Annotated in this window: 12 protein-coding genes and 3 pseudogenes; 8 read left to right on the forward strand and 7 right to left on the reverse strand. The window is 64.6% G+C overall.

The genetic code is table 11. From position 1 onward, the window contains the following. Positions 1–422 precede the first annotated feature (422 nt). The 3 genes from ACWEJ6_RS50970 (at position 423) to ACWEJ6_RS50980 (ending at position 4313) form a co-directional block, all read left to right on the forward strand. Positions 423–1283: an inositol monophosphatase family protein gene (locus tag ACWEJ6_RS50970; RefSeq protein ID WP_452432790.1), complete on the forward strand. Its 861-nt coding sequence runs from the start codon at positions 423–425 to the stop codon at positions 1281–1283. Positions 1284–1848: 565 nt separating this feature from the next. After that, the gene (locus ACWEJ6_RS50975) at positions 1849–3048 is read left to right on the forward strand and encodes a serpin family protein (protein ID WP_452432792.1); all 1200 of its coding nucleotides are present in this window, start codon (positions 1849–1851) and stop codon (positions 3046–3048) included. 761 nt (positions 3049–3809) lie between these two features. Then, positions 3810–4313: an NUDIX domain-containing protein gene (locus ACWEJ6_RS50980; protein WP_452432793.1), complete on the forward strand. Its 504-nt coding sequence runs from the start codon at positions 3810–3812 to the stop codon at positions 4311–4313. Positions 4314–4391: 78 nt separating this feature from the next. Here the strand turns inward: ACWEJ6_RS50980 and ACWEJ6_RS50985 are convergent. The 3 genes and pseudogenes from ACWEJ6_RS50985 to ACWEJ6_RS50995 form a co-directional block, all read right to left on the reverse strand. Continuing rightward, positions 4392–4598 (reverse strand): annotated as a pseudogene (locus ACWEJ6_RS50985) (transposase); the annotation flags it as partial. 404 nt (positions 4599–5002) lie between these two features. Next, on the reverse strand, positions 5003–5728 hold the full coding sequence (locus tag ACWEJ6_RS50990; RefSeq protein ID WP_452432794.1) for a GntR family transcriptional regulator: 726 nt from the start codon (positions 5726–5728) through the stop codon (positions 5003–5005). 791 nt (positions 5729–6519) lie between these two features. Continuing rightward, on the reverse strand, positions 6520–6942 hold the full coding sequence (locus ACWEJ6_RS50995; protein WP_452432796.1) for an RDD family protein: 423 nt from the start codon (positions 6940–6942) through the stop codon (positions 6520–6522). Positions 6943–7633: 691 nt separating this feature from the next. Here ACWEJ6_RS50995 and ACWEJ6_RS51000 point away from each other — a divergent pair. The 4 genes from ACWEJ6_RS51000 to istB all read left to right on the forward strand — a co-directional run bounded on the left by ACWEJ6_RS51000 (position 7634) and on the right by istB (position 14002). Then, positions 7634–8164: a DUF6879 family protein gene (locus tag ACWEJ6_RS51000; protein ID WP_452432797.1), complete on the forward strand. Its 531-nt coding sequence runs from the start codon at positions 7634–7636 to the stop codon at positions 8162–8164. 983 nt (positions 8165–9147) lie between these two features. Further along, positions 9148–11391, forward strand: coding sequence for a tetratricopeptide repeat protein (locus ACWEJ6_RS51005; protein ID WP_452432805.1), 2244 nt, complete (start codon positions 9148–9150; stop codon positions 11389–11391). 355 nt (positions 11392–11746) lie between these two features. Next, on the forward strand, positions 11747–13225 hold the full coding sequence (istA, locus tag ACWEJ6_RS51010) for an IS21 family transposase (RefSeq protein WP_452432798.1): 1479 nt from the start codon (positions 11747–11749) through the stop codon (positions 13223–13225). A gap of 45 nt (positions 13226–13270) precedes the next feature. Continuing rightward, entirely contained in the window at positions 13271–14002 is a 732-nt protein-coding gene (gene istB / locus ACWEJ6_RS51015; protein ID WP_452432800.1) for an IS21-like element helper ATPase IstB, read from the forward strand. A gap of 70 nt (positions 14003–14072) precedes the next feature. Here the strand turns inward: istB and ACWEJ6_RS51020 are convergent. The 3 genes and pseudogenes from ACWEJ6_RS51020 to ACWEJ6_RS51030 all read right to left on the reverse strand — a co-directional run. Continuing rightward, positions 14073–14402 (reverse strand): annotated as a pseudogene (locus tag ACWEJ6_RS51020) (hypothetical protein); the annotation flags it as partial. 17 nt (positions 14403–14419) lie between these two features. Further along, entirely contained in the window at positions 14420–14752 is a 333-nt protein-coding gene (locus tag ACWEJ6_RS51025) for a hypothetical protein (RefSeq protein WP_452432801.1), read from the reverse strand. A 92-nt stretch (positions 14753–14844) separates the two neighbouring features. After that, a pseudogene (locus ACWEJ6_RS51030) lies at positions 14845–15618 on the reverse strand (IS5 family transposase). 393 nt (positions 15619–16011) lie between these two features. On the opposite strand from ACWEJ6_RS51030, the gene ACWEJ6_RS51035 reads away from it, so the two are divergent. Continuing rightward, the gene (locus tag ACWEJ6_RS51035) at positions 16012–16236 is read left to right on the forward strand and encodes a hypothetical protein (protein WP_452432802.1); all 225 of its coding nucleotides are present in this window, start codon (positions 16012–16014) and stop codon (positions 16234–16236) included. 169 nt (positions 16237–16405) lie between these two features. On the opposite strand, the gene ACWEJ6_RS51040 is transcribed toward ACWEJ6_RS51035, so the two are convergent. Then, positions 16406–17494, reverse strand: coding sequence for a hypothetical protein (locus ACWEJ6_RS51040; protein WP_452432804.1), 1089 nt, complete (start codon positions 17492–17494; stop codon positions 16406–16408). Between the last annotated feature and the right edge of the window lie 432 nt (positions 17495–17926).

Consider the following 17926-nt stretch of genomic DNA (forward strand, 5'->3'; position numbering starts at 1 on the left):
CAGGCGTGCTCCACGTCCCCGCACCCCGTTCACCGGCCGGGAGAGTCACGCAGGCCCAGCTCAGGGCTTGATCAACTTACGCTCAGTGGCATTGGCCCCTGTGGCCCGCGACGAGGCCCGGACCTCCGGCGGCTGAGCCGGACGGGTAGATGCGCCATCAGCCCTGGTCAGGAGATCCGGGCAAGGAGGATGAAAAAGACTCACGGATCAGACATCGTGGCGATGCCCCATAGCTTGACTGACATCACGCGACGCCAGGATCACAGTCCGCCAAAGAAGATCCATGTAAACGATCTAATCAGCGGGCCGCAGGCGTCGCATTCGGGAAAGGCCCGTGACGCTTGCGTACCAACCGTCACGGCGGTTGGATCGAGGCGGCAGGATTATGAACGTACGGGCAACCAGCATGGGAGCGCCTCCGCGTGGAAACCGATTCGCTCTGGTCAGCGCTTGAGCAGCAGCTTCTTCCCGCCTTCACTCACTATCGCCAGCGGCTCGCCGAGCTCCCCATCCAGAGGAAAGCTGATCAGTCACTAGTCACCGAAGCGGACATTAACATCCAAAGGATGATAATCCAAAATATTCGCGATATGGACTCTGGTGCCGTCGTCATCGCAGAAGAAGAGGAGCCCAGGATCAGCGAGTCAAGGCGACGAGAGGACATTCTTCGGGCGGATGGGAGGGTCTGGATTATTGATCCCATCGATGGAACCGCCGAATTTGTTCGCGATGACCGCATAGAGTTCTGCTCGGTGGTCTGTCTTTATGAGGACTGGGAGCCAAAAGCTTCATTCATTCTCGCCCCAGAGCTAGGAAAGGGGCGTACATCTTTGCTCATCACAGCGGACCGCCGCACGTCGACTGTCAGATTGAACGGAGCACCGGCACCTCTGGCAGATCGCGCAAGAAACGAAATATCCGCTACGCGTGGCACGGCTAGCGGAGAACGCGAGTTCGACGCGGTAGCCGAGCGGATGAATTATCAAGTGAAGACGCGCACCACCTCTCAAACCCTCGATATGCTACGTACCGCTATAAATCTAGCGGATTACACAGAGCCCGCCCTTCTGACCTATGACTTGTTCTGGCGCAGGCAACAGAAAATATGGGATGGCGCCGCTGGCCTTTGCTTGGCTGACGTGCTCCGGCTTCGCAGATGCGATGAGCATGGCTTCCCCCTGCCGTCCGGACCAGATTTTCTGAGCTCTCCCACTCCACTTTTCGATTCAACAGTCATGGGACTACCTGAAACAGTCGACTGGTTTCTGGGGGTGGAGCATTGATCACGAAAGGCGGTGACGTGACCTCAGGGAATTGTCGGTAGGCACACAGCCTCGGGACGGATCGCTGTCGTTGAGGAACGACCGAAACAGCTGGCCCGGACAGCGGGCGGGGGGACACCCGCGGTGCGAGAACGGCGGCAGCGTGTACGGCTGCGAGTGGCCGACTGGCTCGAGGCCGGAGAGCTGATCAGGGCGGTCACCGCGCTTACGGGTGCGCGAGCAGTCGGTGCCGCCCTGCTACGTGAGGCTGGACGTACGGGCACGGTCTGCCAGCCGGTCATCCCCGACGACACGCACTCGAACGCGATTCCAGGGGACATTGGCACCCACACATGCCGATCCGAAAGCACGCGAACATCGACTCGCAACGCCAAATTCGTGGATATGGCCGATCTCAACACCATCAAGATGCATCGCGCAAGCACACCCTGAGCTTGCTTCCACCCCATGAGGGCCCATCAAGACCCCCCTCGGCCGCCCGCTACTCGCTGCGAGCGGGCACTGGCACCTGCCAAATACGAAGAGAATCTCACCGAGGGGCTTTCGACTCTTGTACGGTCACCTCATGAGCTCGCAGTACCAGCGTGACACGGTGTCCGCGGTTAACGCGCTGACCGCCCGGTGGGTGAAGACCTGTTCGGGGGGGTCGGTCGTGGTAGCCGGCGCAGGCGCCTGGCCGCTGCTGGCCCACCTCGCATCAGCCGCCGAGGGACAAGGGCGCAGAGAGCTACAGGAGGCCGTCGGAATCGACGCCGCCACGGCGTCTGAGGCGGCTCGAACCATATTGTCGATCATGGGCAAGTCCATAGCGATCCGATCGGCACTGGGTGTGTGGTCTCGACCGAAGCTGCCACTGGATACTTCCTGGCTCACCACGCTCGGCGCGGGCATGTACGGCGAATTGACCTCAAATCCAGCTGCGAACCAACTCCGACTTGATGCCTGGGCCAAAGAGCAGACCGGCGGCGCTATTCCCGCCATGCCCCTTCAACTGACGGACCACGTGATCCTTGTCTTGGCGATGGCGTCAACCGTCCGCACCACCTGGCTACGGCCCTTCATGGAAGGCCTCGACCTGTTCGCGTCCGGCCCATGGGCAGGACGCGAGATCCATGTTCTACGCCGCGGCACATACATGCTCGACCAAGCCATGGCCGCTGAGACTCCCGCTGGCTGCCTGACCTTGCTGCGAGTCATGGGCACAGGTGGAATCGACGTCCATCTTGTCCTGGGTGACGACTCGATGAAGCCCGGCCACGTTCTCAGCGCTGGCATCGATGTACTGACCAAGCGCCACCTCGCGACCCCGGCCAGCCGCCTACCTGCGGGTAGTCCGAGCCCAGGGATGACGGTCCGCCACGCCCGCGGCCACGCTCTTGAGGACATACTGAATGTCAGAATTCCGCGTTTCACCGTCACCGCCACACATGACCTCCTTGATCTGCCCGAGATCTTCGGCCTGTCAACAGTGACGGACTCAACCCGCGGACACTTTCCGGGCATCAGTACCTGGCCTCTCGCCGTCACCCAAGCCCAGCAGAACACCGTCGCCACCTTTCAAGCCGCCGGCTTCGAATCCGCCGCGATGACCACCTTCGGTGCCGCCCCAGGTGGGCCGACCCCAATGCCCCATCGCGTCAAGAACGTTGACATCGACTTCAGCCATCCCTTCGGGTTCCTCACAGTCAACAGGAGCAGCCAGCTCATCGTGACCGCCGGCTGGGTCGCGGAACCCGAGGCGTGGTCCGAGCAAATCATCAACTGAGCGTCGCGCCACGCACAAGCCACGACACGCTCTCCCGGCGCTCAGGCAGGGTGCCAAGAATGGTGTCGCTGGACCCCGAAGCGAACCAGCAGTGCCCTGTTCAGGGCCTCGTCGATGTTCGTCGGCTGGGCTACCGACTGGTTGGGCGGCTTGGCGTTGTTCTGGAGTGTGACGAAGTCTCGTGCCCAGTTGGCGCGGCACCGTCAATGAAGATGATCACCGGGTGTCCGTTGCTGACCATCCTGCGAAACACGGCGTCGTTGACTTCCCGATGCGCGTCCACGACGTCACTCGGCGCCCTGGTACGTCGCCCCCTGTCGGTCAAGAATGATCTGGAGCCTGGGCGTGTAGTAGAGCACGCCCGCGAAGATCGGCGAGTCGGGTCGTCGGGGACAAAGCCGGCGTCGTCCCGGTTAGTGTAGTCGATGATGTTCACGACGTAGGTGGCGATCCCTTTCGGTGGGCCTTGTCTTCTCTGTAGTCATGCCTGTTCCGTGGAGGGGGCCTACGCCGCTCCAGTGCGGCGCCTGCGCGGCGACTTCTCAGGGCGCACCGCGTGGTCTGCGACGATCCGCCGGACACCCCATCGGCCGTAGCCGACGGCGCATCCTCAAGGCACGGTCCATCATGGCCACGACTCAAGGTGGCTGGGCGGTCTGCCTTCTACTGCTCGCCTAGTACTGTGCGAGCGCAGCCGGCTCGAAAGACGTCGGCCGCGTCGAGCCAGTTGGAGCGCTGGCAGCCTGACCGGAAGGATGATCGTGACGACACGTGTTCGGGGCATCCTCGTCACGCCGGACAACCGCCTACTGACCATCAAGCGGATACGGCATGGAATCGCACCGTATTGGGTGCTGCCCGGCGGCGGCGTAGAGGCCACCGACGCGAGCCTAGAGGAAGCGCTACTGCGAGAGATTCATGAGGAACTCGGCGGCGAGGCGCGCATCCACTCTCTGATCCATGTGATCGACGACGCCGGGGACCGTCAGCTCTTCTATCTGGCCAGAATCGAGACGTGGGATCTGACCGAGCGCACTGGCCCCGAGTTCACCGATCCGTCCAGGGGCGAATATCACGTGCAAGCGGTACCGCTCACGGCTGCCGGGATCGCGTCGATCGATCTCAAGCCCGAGCGGCTGGCCGAGCTGCTGGCGAGACAGGGGGCCGGCGTGTTCGAGCTCGCCGACCTGCGGCCAAACAGGTACCCACCGCACGCTGATCGAGCGGCTGAGCCCTGGACGCTTCCCGCGTCCAGGTTGGCCTAATCCGGCTTGACGGACATCCGAGATCAGAGGTCCGTACTCCCCATGGGTCAGACCCTTGGCCGACAGGGACAAGACCATCTCGTCCACGCCGGACAGCCGGCGCTGCCGCTTACGGACGAGCTGGGGCTCGAAGGTGCCCGCCACATCGCGCGGCACCCGCACCTGGACCGGGCCGACGTCGCTCACCACGGTCTTGGCGCGGCTGCCGTCGCGGCTGTCGCCGCTGTTCTTCCCGGCCCGGTCGTACCTGTCATAGCCCAGGCGATCGGTGATCTCGCCTTCCAGCGCCGACCCAGCACCCGCTTGGTCAGCTGCCGCGGCTGGCCACCCTCACCAGTCAGCCGCGGCCCCTGGCTACGGGCCCGGGTCACGAGCGTCGAGATCAGCTGCTCGTCCGTCATCGAGCGGCCCGGCTCGACAGGCAGTTCGCTCATGGACAGCGACTCCACGGCGGTCTCGGACATCAAGCGTCTCTTCCTTGATCATCAGATCCGCCGTTCGTTTTACAGGACCCTGGGGCCTGCCATCGCCGCACCAGGCTGACGATGGTTGGTATCACCGAAAAGGAAGGCCCGGATGAACGGTTCTGGACGTAAACCACAATCAGCACACTACGGACAGTCATATCGAGACAGATCCGTCGCCTCAGGCGAGCTGGTCTGCGGCACGTCGACACGTCATTCCCGTGGTCAAAGCTGCACTGCCTCAGCCTGCCGGTATAGCGCCTCGCACAGATGACCGCCCTTCACGAGGATGGACACCTCGACAGGCCTCTCATTGTCGCTGTAGACCACCCGGAACTGGCGGATCACGGGCACCTCAAGGGGAAGGTCGAGGGCCTCAACCTCTTGCGTTCTCGGTTGCCGCGCCGAAATGCGATCCTCGAACTCCCGCTCGGGGAAGCCGAGCTCAGTCAGCGCCTTGGGCGCTCCGCCCTTGATCTTGCCGTGGCCCGCCAAGGGCGTCCCGGCCGCGATGTCGAAGGGATAGTACGACCACGACATCTCGATCGGAATGTCCGCGTGTAGGAGAATACGGTGGCGCTCTATCGCCCGCCCGCCATCGGCGAGACGCAGCGCCTTCATGACATCGGCCGGCGGCGTCACCTCGCGGACGTGGAGCAGTTCGTACCTGTAGCCGCCTGGCGTAGGCGTCTTGTAGGCGGTTGCCGTGACAACGAATGGCCGCCTCTGAGTGACGAACACTCCTTTGCCGGGCGATCTTCGCAGCAGCCCCTCGTCCGTCAGGAGTTTGATGGCTTTCTGGACGGAGGCCGTGGCGCACGCGTACTGGTCAGCTAGCTGCGGCATGGAGGGCAGCTGTGCTCCCGCCGTGAGGATGCCCGACATGATCTGTGAGCGCAGCTCTGCGGCTACTCGCTGTTGCTGCGGTCGGCTGTCGACGCGCCTTGCCATTGGGGTCACCTTCCTCTTGCAGTTCGTAACTCAGTTCACGATCGCGGGCCACCAACGTCATCTCCAAGATGCCGAGCGGGCGACCGTGGTGATCTTTAGTGGTCCGGGGAGGGAGGAGAACCGGGCTGTCGGCTTGACACTACGCTGGCGGCGGTTCCAGAACTTCGGAACGCTTCCGCAGTAGTGTTGTTGCCTTCTTCGCCTTAATCAATGTCCAACACGTTTCGCGGGCAGAAGTCCAGCTCGTCGAGAAAGAGTCTGTAAGGATCAACCATCTGGAGGATTTCCAAGATCGTTCTCTATCGGCCGGATTGTTGGGCCAGGTGGGAACGATCGTCGCGGTCCGCGAACGATCAGGACCCCTTATCGCCTTCGGTCAGCTCCGCCCACAGGCTGATAGCCGTCCCTCGGTGGGCAGAACCGGCACACTTCCTCCACGGAATCATCGCGAGCGGGTTCGTGTCGATCGAGCGCGGGCTGATCGACCGGCGCACCTCCTGAACCATGCCAGCAGCCAAACAGGCCGTATTCGGCCACACCGGGGGCTTCGACAACCGACGTCGCCCTCGCTCCGCCAACGGCCAACCCAGCCCTGCCGAGCGCAGGAACCCACAGGAGCCCACAGACACCTCAGAAGGCGACTATTCTGCCGCGTAGCCGCACGACGCGTCCATCGAATCAGGCGGATCCCCTCTCTGTCCACCAAGCGAGAATGAAAGCCCCACCTGTCTAGGCGGGGGACGCTGACATCTCCGAGTCCAGCTGTATTTCCGCAGCCGATTAGTTCGCACTCAGCGGAGATTGACTCTTCGTACTATCCGCAGGCCAGCTATAAGCAAATGGTCGATATCGCTGTCCAGGACCATCAGCAGCGGCGAGATGAGAATATAGAAGAAGCCCCACAACCAACGGTGAATCGCCTGTCCGATCCGAGGCTTCCTCAAGTCGTCCACACGAACGACGCGAAGCCCGCCGATGAGCTTACCAATACTTCCACCTGTGAGGACTGTCAAAATCACGTGGTTGCAGAACGAAGCGAGTAGCAGTGCGACGGTGCCGGCTACCCAAAAGTTGGCGCTCCAGCCGAAAGCTTCGGCGACTACCGCTGCTTCGCCTGCTACCGATCCGACGCCAAGGGCGAACAGACCATCAGTCCAGATGGGCAGGATGCGCCGGTTGCTACTCGCCAGGGGAGGAACTTCCTTGGGCGCCATGATCCCTCCGTATCTCCAATAGTCAGAATACCGGAATCCGAGCTTCTCGACGAAGTGCTTCGCGCCCTCTCAGGCATCACCGCCCCCGCCTCCATGTAGTCTCCGCGGGATTCCGCGCTCAACTCCCAGTAGATACACATCAGTAACGCCGAGCGAGGACCATCCAACCGCGGGCTCCGCAGCGGCGACGGCGGCTGACACTCTGGGCCCCTTCAACCGCTGAGCCCGGCTCACTTGAGCGGGACTGATATCACGCCTCTAGCCCGACTCAGCTGCCGGTTGCTCCGGGTTCGCCGCAGGCCATCGGGCTCATCCTCGCCGGCCACCGCTCCTGACCGGCGAGAATAAGGTGAAAGGACTTACTCTTCGCGGTGGAGATTCCGCGTCCGGGAACGTTTCCACCTCGCGCCGGTGAATCGGCGCGGGCGGGGCCGCTGTCCCGCTTTAAGCAGCCTCAAGGTGACACTGACCATCTCACGGTGCCGGCTGGCGATGTGGCTTAAGGTGGAGCGCGACACATCGACGCCAGCCTGATAAAATAGCATCCGAAGCCGTCGCCCCTGCTCGTGGCAGACGAGTTCGTGGTTCAAAGGATTCGCCACCGTGGACACGGAGCTATTGGCAGATCATGATCACCCGTCCGGTGGAATGGACGGCATCATCCTGAAGTGACCCATCATGCGGGAGGGCCATGCATATAACTTCTGAAGACTTCGGAGAGCTGTTCAGCTCATACCAGCGCGAAGCCTTCCGTCTCGAAACGCTCGACACTTACACTATCCCCGAAGAGCGGCTGTCCTTTCGTGACTTTCTAGCCGGCAAAGCACAGCCAGAAGCGCACAAGAACGATCCATGGGTCGATGTCGTCAAAGGCAACATTGATTCAGGAAAGCGCATGTACCGCGTCCACATTGCCAAGCGTCCTCTCTCTGACTACCTACGCTATGAGATGGCATGGGGATATCATCGCAATCAGCAGGCGGGCGAGGAATGCTATGTCCTCGATATCACGAACAGACACAACCCGCTCGACGGCGTGCCGGACTTCTGGATGTTCGACAGCGCTATCGTCGTAATCATGCAATATGATATTGTGGGGGCTTTTCTTGGCGCGGAGTTGGCATCTCCCGGAGATTTAAACAAGTACGTCTCCTACAGAGACGCGGCGATCTCGAATGCGCAGTCATTCAAAGAGTTTTGGGAGCGCTACAAGCAGAGGTAAACGACTCTAACCTAGGTGCCGTACCGCGGGAATACCGGAAGCGTCGTTGCCCCCTGATCTTCCTGCGGCGGCGTGCTGGTAAAGGTGCGATTCCGAGGTCGGCGTTTACCAGATGGCCTGGCGATATCCCTACCAGGCGGGTTAGCCACCACAATTACGTCCGCCACGATCAGGGCGACGGCTTCGGATGCTGTTTACCGCGCTGGCGTCGATGTGTCGCTCAACCTCAAGCCACATCGCCAGCCTCATCAGGTGGCACCGCGAGATGATCGGCCTTCGCTTGGTGGCTGTTCAAACGGGACAGCGGACCCCGCCGTGCCGATTCACCCGCACGAGGCGGAAACGTTCTCGGACGCGGAATCTCCACCACGACGAGTGGCGGCATGCGGAACAGGTGTGACGCAGCCTCCAGGGCGCTTGGGTCGCAGCCCTCCGATGGAGCACACTCTGTTCGCCTGCGGAGCCTGCGAGGCGATAGGGAATTCCGGCTGCTCCAGATCAGTGTCTGCCCATCGCGTACCGAGCGCTTCCCCCAGGCGCGGACCGAGCACGACAACCGTGACTTGACCAGACCGAGCGCGGCAACCCAGCAGTCGCTCGCGTCGAACGACGTGATCGTTAGGGTTCCGCGCGAATGCGTGCCTACGATGGCGGCGAGGTGAGCGTACACGCACCGGGTTGGGGCCATGTCTTCTCTTCCCTCGCTGGTTCACCCCATCGTGGCGCGGCGACATCATGGTCAGGATGTGCGTCAAGACACTGATGGTGTCGCCGAGTCGCCCTGTTTTGGCGTCCTTGAATGCTCTTGTCACGCTCCAATACTGGCGTTTGGATCTAGGGGTGGCCTTCTATGGCGCATCACAAGCAGGGAATATCGGATCTGTCGCTGGTATCGCTGCCTGTGTGCCCATAGGCCGGCACCGTCTAGTGCGCGGACCATCAGCCCCCGCCGTACTCCATGAGAAGGAGTCGCGACCTTGACCATGCTGACCTATACCCTCATCACCGACCCGGCACCCCTGGAGGCGTCAACCGCCGGGCGGCCGTCCACGGGGACGGTGTACCTGGTCATCACCAACACCGGGCAGCAGGCGGCGTACTGGTCCACGATCAAGGTGGAGGTGCCCATCGGCAGCGACGCCAGTGGCCTCACCTCTGACTTCAATGAGATCAAGATCAATGGCGAATGCAACACACGTTCGGGCACCCGGTCGTCGGTGAACGTCCGGCGGGGTCCACAGGGCTCCAACTCCTTCCAAGCCACCGCCCCTGGCGGCGCAACACCTCTCGCCCCCGGTGACTACATGGTGCTGACGCTGGAGAGCGTCATCGTGGCCCCCACCGCTGGGCTGGCCGCGCTGAAGGTGACCGAGAAGGCCAGCAGCGCCACGACCACAACCGGAGGCCCACCCTCCAGCTACACGGCGGTAGCGCTGGTGAAGACCGCTCCGAAGGAGCTGACGGCGCCGCGAAGCTCCCATGCGGACAACGAAGTCCGTCGCGACATCGCGCTCAGCTACCAGGTATGCGACGAGGAACTGAAACGGACGTTCCGGCTTCTCGGTATGTTGAAGACCGCCGATTTCCCCGCCTGGGCACTGGCCGCGCTGGCGGACGTGTCCATGCCCACCGCGCATGAGGTGCTGGAACGCCTCGTCGACGCCGAACTGATCGAGGCCGCGACTGATGACCAGACCGGGATCCGGCGCTATCAGTTCCGCGATCGGCTGCGGACATTCGCCCGTGAGCGGCTGGCCGAGGAGGAGACTAAGCCCACCTACGAGGCGGCGTTGACCCGGCTGCTGGAGTGCTACATCGCTGTGGCGACCAACGTCTGTGTTCTGCTCGAACCCGGCGGGCACTGCGAGGCGGTGCCCGTCGACGCCGGATTGGCGCAAGCCATGCGCCGTGATCCTGCTGAGTGGTTCCGCGCTCACGAGATCACATTTTTGCGAGGTGTCGAGTTGGCCGGCGAGGCCGAACTGTGGCCACTCGCCGCGCGACTAGCCAGGGCGTTGCCCGCGATGTCGCGTTGGCCCTGCGATCTGTCGAGCTGGATGGGTGTTCACCGGATCGGCCTGGAGGCGGCCAGGAGATGCGGTGATCGTCAGGGCGAGGCTGAGATCCGTCGCAAGATTGGGGCGATTCACCGCGCAAGGGGTGACTTCGTCTCCGCGGAGGAGCAGCTACGCGTTTCGGCCGACGTCGCCACAGCCGCCGGCGACGAACTCGGCGCGACCCTAGCGTTGGGCGTGCTGGGGGACACCTTTCGTTATACGGGACGTCTCGATGAGGGCGTGGATTGTTTCCAATCCGCGTTGGAGGAGTTCCGCCGTCGAGACGTCCCACGTTATGTCGCCTGGACGCTGGGCGGTCTGGGTGATCTCCAACGCGGCCGGAGCGAGTGGCGGGAGTCCATCGATGCTTTCACCGAGTGTGTGCGGATCTTCGACGACCTCGGTGATCGATGGGGGGCCGCTCGCTCTCGTGTTCGGTTCGGCATCGTCTTTCGGGATCAGTGCCTGTACGGTGAGGCCGAACGCCTATATCTGAATGGTCTGGGCGTAATCCGCGAGTTTGGTGACCGCCGGTGGGAGGCGCGTACGCTTCGCCACCTCGGAGTGCTGTGGCGCAACATGGGTCGTACGTCTCAGGCGATCGGCGCGTTGGACGAGGCGCGGGACATCTTCGAGGAACTCGCCGACAGGCGCGGGGTGGCTGTCGTCCTGCGTAACAAGGGGGACGCGTATCGGCGGGCGGGTGCCTATGACAGCGCGCTCGATTGCCTGCGGGACGCGCTCGCGCGCTTCCGCGATCTGGGCGATCGCCGGTGGGAGGCGCGTTCGCGGATGAGTATCGCCGACACCATCGGCCATGAGCGCGGCTGGGAGGAGGCGGGTGCCCATCTGAAGATGGCCACCGACATCCTGAGGCAGATCGGCGACCTTCCCGGTCAGGCCCGGGTCTTGCGCTCCTATGGACTCTTCCACCGAGGCCAGCGGCGGTGGCCACAGGCGGTTGAGGCCTTGCGGGAGTCACGGGCGATGTACGAATCCCTCGGCGATCGCGCCTGGGCCGCTCGCGCTATGGCCGAAGAGGCGGCCGTCCACCAGGCGCGAGGCGAAGATGAGCAGTCGCGGGACCTGCGCCGGCGGGCCGAGACGCTCTGCCGTGAGTGCGGTGCCGGCTCCGATGACGAGGTCGCCACGTGGCTCACAGAGTGGTGATCCGCGCACGGCGGGTGAATGGCCATGCGGACAGGAGGACAGCGGTGCAAGTGGCTCGTTGGGAGTAGGGCCCGGCCGGTCACAGCAGGCTCCCCCCGCGACATGCCTCCGGCAACCACGCGCACCGCGCCGTAGCGGTGTCCTAGGTTTGATCGGGTTGACGGATATCTAAGCTGTCCGTGGCCGTGCAAAGTAGCCGCAGGTGGCCGGTTGAGGTCACCGCTGGTGGCCAGATTTAAGTCCCCACGTCTGTTCGCGCGCGTTCGCGTGTCGTGGGGCGGGGTGTGCCCCTGAACGGTGATCGTGACGGTGTCGGGCCAGTCATGTGATCACCGCTCAGGGAGTCTGCCGGGCCATGAAATCTTCGGGGGAAGTCATGGACATCATCGCCGCCTACCGTGAGGTGGGCACCTATCGTGGGGCCGCTGAGATGTGCGGCACCACGCACAAGACCGTCAAACGCATCATCGAGCGGGCGCTGGCCGGGGACAAGGCGCCGCCCCGTAAGCAACGCAACCACAACTACGATCCGGTCGCCCAGCTGGTGACCGACAAGGTCCGCGCGACGCACGCAAAGATCTCGGCCAAACGGCTGCTGCCCTTGGCGCGGACGGCCGGGTACGGCGGATCGGCGCGCAACTTCCGACGCCTGGTCGCCGAGGCGAAAAGGGACTGGCGGCGACAGCACCCGCGGGGCCGGCGACCGGCGGTCTGGACACCGGGCGAGATGCTGGTCATCGACTGGGGCGACGCGGGCGGGGGGCTGCACGTGTTCTGCGCGGTGCTGGCCTGGTCGCGGTTCCGGTTCGTGCGTTTTGCCGACAACGAGGGCGCCGAGACCACGCTGTCCTTGCTCGCCGAGTGTTTCGAGACGCTCGGCGCGGTCCCGAAGGTGGTGCTGACCGACCGGATGGGCTGCCTGAAAGGCGGCGTGGTCGCCAATAAGGTCATCCCCACCGCCGACTACGTCCGCGTCGCTACCCACTACGGCTTTCGCCCCGACTGGTGCGAGGCGGCCGATCCGGAGTCGAAGGGCATTGTGGAGAACCTGGTCGGCTACGCCAAGTCCGACCTGGTGGTGCCGCGGGCGCCGTTCGACGACCTGACGGTGGCCAACATCGCCGCCCGCACCTGGTGCGCCGAGGTCAACACGGTGCCGCACTCGGAGATCTGCGCCGTCCCGGCCGAACGCCTGGCCGGTGAGCGGGAAGTGATGAGCACGCTGCCGTCCCTGCGGCCCGCGATCGGCAAGCCGCCGCTCACCCGCAAGGTGGACAAGTTGTCGTGCGTGCGGTTCGGCTCGGCCCGCTACTCGGTGCCCAACCGGCTCATCGGCGCCCGCGTGGCCATCGTCGAGGCCGGCGGCCGGCTGCTGGTCACCGACCTGGCAACCGGCGAGATCGTCGCCGACCACGCCCCGGTCGCTCCTGGCGAGGCCGCCATCTGCGATGAGCACTACGGCGGGCCACGTCCGGCACCTCGGCGGGCCGCCCGGGCGCGCACCGACAGCGAGAAGGCTTTCCTGGCGCTCGGCCCGGCCGCCGAGAGCTGGCTGACCGGCTCGGCCGCCTCCGGCAACACGCGTCTGGCCGCCGACCTGGTCGAGCTGGCCGCCCTGCGGGCCGCGCACGGGGACGCCACGCTGATCGCCGCGCTGGAACGGGCAACCCGGTTCCGCCGATGGCGGGCCGGGGACGTGCGCTCCATCCTGGCGGCCGGGGCCGGCACACCACAGCCGACCGCCGCCGGCGACGCACTGATCATGGCGCTGCCCGCCGTGGCGACACGGTCGCTGGACGACTACGCCCTCGACCGGATCGGAGAGACCGGATGACCGCGCCTGCCGCCCCCCGCGCTGCCTGGCGACCTGGACGCGGGGTTGCGCCGGCTGAAGCTGGCCACCATGCGCCGCCTGGCACCCGAGCTGCTCATCACCGCCAGGACGCAACGCTGGAACCCCGAAGAGTTCCTGCGCACCCTGCTGGAGGCTGAGCTGGCCGCGCGCGATGCCTCCAATGTCCGCACCCGGATGAAGGCCGCCGCCTTCCCGGTGATCAAGACGATCGAGGAGTTCGACGTCGGATCGTCCTCGATCCCGCGAGCGTCCTTCGACTATCTCGCCTCGCTGGAGTGGATCCGCGCCGCCGAGAACTACTGCGCACTCGGCCCGGCGGGCACGGGCAAGAGTCACAGCCTCATCGCTCTGGGCGTCGCGGCCGTCCACGCCGGGCACAAGGTGCGCTATTTCACGGCCGCTGAGCTGGTCGAGACGCTATATCGCGGCCTGGCCGACAACTCCGTCGGCCGCGTCATCGACAACCTGCTCCGCAACGACCTGGTGATCATCGACGAAGTAGGGTTCGCCCCGCTTGACGACACCGGCGCGCAACTGCTGTTCCGGTTCGTGGCCGCCGCCTACGAACGCCGCACGCTCGGCATCGGCTCGCACTGGCCCTTCGACCAATGGGGACGCTTCCTGCCCGAGCACACCACCGCCGTCAGCCTGCTCGACCGGCTCCTGCACCACAGCGTCGTCGTGACCACCGAGGGCGAATCCTTCCGCATGAAACAGGCACGAACCCGGACAGGCCGACGCCTCACCAAGAAGTAGTCAACTACGAAGACTTGGGGACCTCTACCTGGCCACCAGCGGCGACACGCACTCGGCCGTTGACAAAAGCTCAGGGGTTCGTCCCTGCGGGGGATCTCATGACCATGTCAAGCCGTTGGCGCGAGTGGCGGGGCAGTGGTGTGAAGCCGCTTGTCGCCCAGCATGGCCCTGGCACTCGTCCACTCGGCGGCGGGAGAGGAGTGCTGAGATGGAACTGTCCTTCGCCGCGCTTCTTGAGGCAGTAGTCGCGTGACGGGCCTGGGCGCATCATGGCGGTCTGTACGGCCATGTGGAAGATTCGGCGTCGGAGTCGGTTGTGCCATTCGGGCCAGTGGAGGTTGCCGGTTCCGCGTCCGGAGTCGCGCGGCACCTGGGAAAGGCCGGCGTGGGCGGCCAGTGCCCGGGATCGCGGTAGCCCTAGAGGTTACCGACGCTCGAGAGGAGTTCGGCGCCCAGGATCGGGCCCATACCCGGAAGCGACTCGACGCTCTCAGCGAGTTCGTTAGCACGGGATGTTTTGTAGATGTCGCGGTCGTCGCCCTCGACGCGCTCATCGAGGGCCAGCAGCTGCTGAGGCAGGTCGCGCGCCAGGCCAGCAGCTGGATTGGGGCCCGGCGGCGCGGTGTGCCAGGATTGGGCGGCCCGCATGGCGAGCGTCGCGGCCTTCTCGGGGTTACGGATCTCCGTCGTTCCGGCCAGACGGTGAGACTGATGAAGCCGACCCGGCGTAGAGGAGCAGCAGACTGCCATTCCGTCGGTGAGACGATCCGGCCCTTGGCCGAGGAAGGTCCAAAGGCTCGCTCGAGCGCGGAACAGATGCCGACAAACGTCGCTGAGAGCTCCTAACGCAATGAGGTCAGGCGTCGCCAGTAGATAAGTGCGCAGGCCAGTTGAGGAAGGCCTCATGGACGGCGGCGCGGATCTCTCAGCGGATCCGCAGACGGCGGAAGGCGTGCGGCAGGGCGAAGGTCTGCTCGACGACCCAGCGTTGTTTGCTCAGGCCGGAGCCGTGTCCGGTGCCGCGGGGGGCGATCAGCGGACGGATCTGCAACTCGCGCACCAGGCGGCGACACTTGTCGTGGTCGTAGCCGCGGTTGGCGAGCACGACGTCAGGACGCTGGCGGGGTCGGCCGCGCTAGCCGCGGACCTGCGGGATGGCGTCCAGCAGCGGGCGAAGCTGGGTGACATCGTTGCGGTTGGCGCCGGTCAAGATCACGGCCAGCGGAATGCCGGTGGCCTCTGTGATCAGGTGGTGCTTGCTGCCCGCTCGTCCTCGGTCGACCGGGTACGGGCCAGTCTGTGCCCCGTTTTAACGCTCTGATCTGCGAGGAGTCCACCGCGGCCTGGAAGTCGAGCGCGTCAACGGCCCGCAACTGATCGAGCGGGACTTCGTGCGGCCGCTGCCAGACGCCGGCCTTGTTCCACTCGGCCAGCCGCCGCCAGCAGGTCATGCCCGAGCCGTAGCCCAGTTCCTGCGGCAGGTGCTCCCAGGCGATCCCGGTGTGCAGTACGAACAAGACGCCGTGCAACGCCAGCCGGTCATCCAGCCGCTTGCGTCCCAGATGCCGGAACCGCCGCTGACGCTGCGGCAGCAAGGGCTGAATCACCGTCCACAGCTCGTCGCTGACCTCCCCACGGCTTCAGCTTGGCCATCTGCGCTCCTCTCGCTGGCTGCAGCGAGAGATCAAAGCACAACGTAGATCCTTCTGTTAGGCGCTCTAGCCGGTTGCCCAACCGCGCACGATCAGCGGCCAGGTCAGCCCGATGGGTGGTGAGTGAAGCGCCCGGACTTCGATGGAGACGAGGTGTGCCCTGGGTTCGATGAGGTCGCCGTTCAGAAAGGCATCCCTCGCAATCCTCCGGCCCGGTCGACGGGGGATGGACCGAGCGGCTGGACCGCCGCCCTGTATTCGAGCTTGACGGGGCCGACCTGACTGCGCTGTCCACCTTCCTCTTGAGCCACGAACCACAGGCCACCAGCGGATGGACCAGAGCCAACCAGTCTGTTCATGTACAACACAGTCGCCCATCCCGGAGTGAAGTGGCGGATACCCGACGGGCTGTACACCACGGAGACCGTCCGCATGGCTGCCCACGCCATCGTGTCCGGGGATCGGCATGCGGCGTCGCGGCGGATAGAGGCCGTGCTGCATGGCCCCAATGCCTTGGTGCTGGCAGGAGGGCTGGACGTGTTCCGCTCCACGGTCTGCGCCTACGCTCAGCCCCTTCTCTGACACATGCGGGGGGACAACGTCCGGGCGACGGTGTTTCCCAACTTCTAGATCACTTCGGCCGAGGAAGAGGCCAGAGGCGTGGGGAGCCTATTCCTACGACTTCGCCTCGCTCAACCGTGCCGCCCTGCCGCTGACGCGCGGGTTGACCAATGGGGAACTTGCCTCTCTCCTAAGAACGCGTGGGCAGAAGTGAGGCGGGACTCCCGCGTGCAGAACTACGAAGCTCCTGACGCACGCGATGGCGCAGTTCCCGAACCTCCGCCTCCGCGTTCCACGGCCGCAACGCCTCAAGTAGCTGCCCCACGTACGTAAGGGAGCGGATAGATGAGACACGGGACAGGATGTCCACCGAGCGGTGCCCATACAACAGCCCTTCTTCGAGACGATTAGCCTGAAGATGGGCAGAGCCGACGATGGCGTAGCGCATCCCGCAGGAGCGGGTGTAATTGTCGGCGGGCATGGTGGCCATGCCCTCGAACCGCATCACCATATGGGGCATGCGCAGGTCACGATGGATCTCAGTGGCGTCTGCGGCGAAACGCGGGTAGGTGAAGAAGTCGATCCACGGGGGGTCGGGATTCCCAGGATGCGCCCGGCTGAGCAGGCTCTCGCACTGCGCCAAGGTCAGGCCTGCGGCCCGCCTCGCGTGGGAGTACCCATGTAGTCGCGCGGCGCGAGCGTGGGCGCGCGCCTCGACGAGTTTGAAGAACGCCAGTGTACGTGGTGTGGCATAAGCTCTGGCCTGTTCGAAGGCGCCTTGGGCCATGCCGATGGCGTCCTGACAGTAGTCATTTAGCCCGGCCTGCAGAGACATGGAGGCCAGCACGTACCCACCGAGAGGGACGTCACCGGCGGCGAAGGCCAGACGCCCGGCCTGGACGTAATACCGCTGAGCACGGGCCTGCTGGCCGACATCCCAGGCTGAGTAACCGGCCAGGCGGCCCAGCTGGGCGGTGACAGCGAACAGCCGGCGACCCACGGCGTCACCGTAGGTGCCCTTCAGCAACGGGAGAGCCCGCTCGCGCAGGCACGCAACGACCATGGATGCGCCGCAGGAGCCGCCGCCGTACTTGGAGTCGACGTGGCGGGCGTACTCGGCCGCTTCGTGGAGTTCGGTGAGATCGGCGGCGCCGACGCGCCGAGCACGCGGATGTTCGATGGTGGCGCTGGCGTCGGCCGGCCGGACCAACCACCGGTCCGTGGGCCCCCAGTACACCGCCGCGGCCAGACTCAACTTGCCAAACTCGCGGCGGTTCATCTGGTCTTCCAGGAGCTACCAGGACGCGGCGGCGTCGACAGCATTGGAAAGGTCATGAGACGAATCCAACCCGATCAGGCGGCTGTCGCTGGCCGCATCCAATTTCGGTCACGATGACATGACGGTGACTGCATGGGAGGTTGGGCGCGCGGCTGGCGGATAGCAGGCAGTTCAGGGGCGGTGTGTCAGTGGCAGTGCTTGTAGGTGGCCATGCCCGCAGGGCGGCTAGGCGTGCCACTTCGTAGGCATCTGGCTGGGAGTAAGCACATTCTCATAAGGATTCTCCATATGAGCCATGTCTGGAGAGGTATCAGAAGCCTAACCTGTGAACCCCGCCCTAGTACTACAGCCTGATTTCGTGATGTTGGAGCCAGCGTCTCCAGTAGTGACTGGCTCGGGCGCGGGTCTGACGCTGTCGCCGATGGCGGGACC

The sequence above is a fragment of the Nonomuraea sp. NPDC004702 genome, assembly GCF_053601695.1.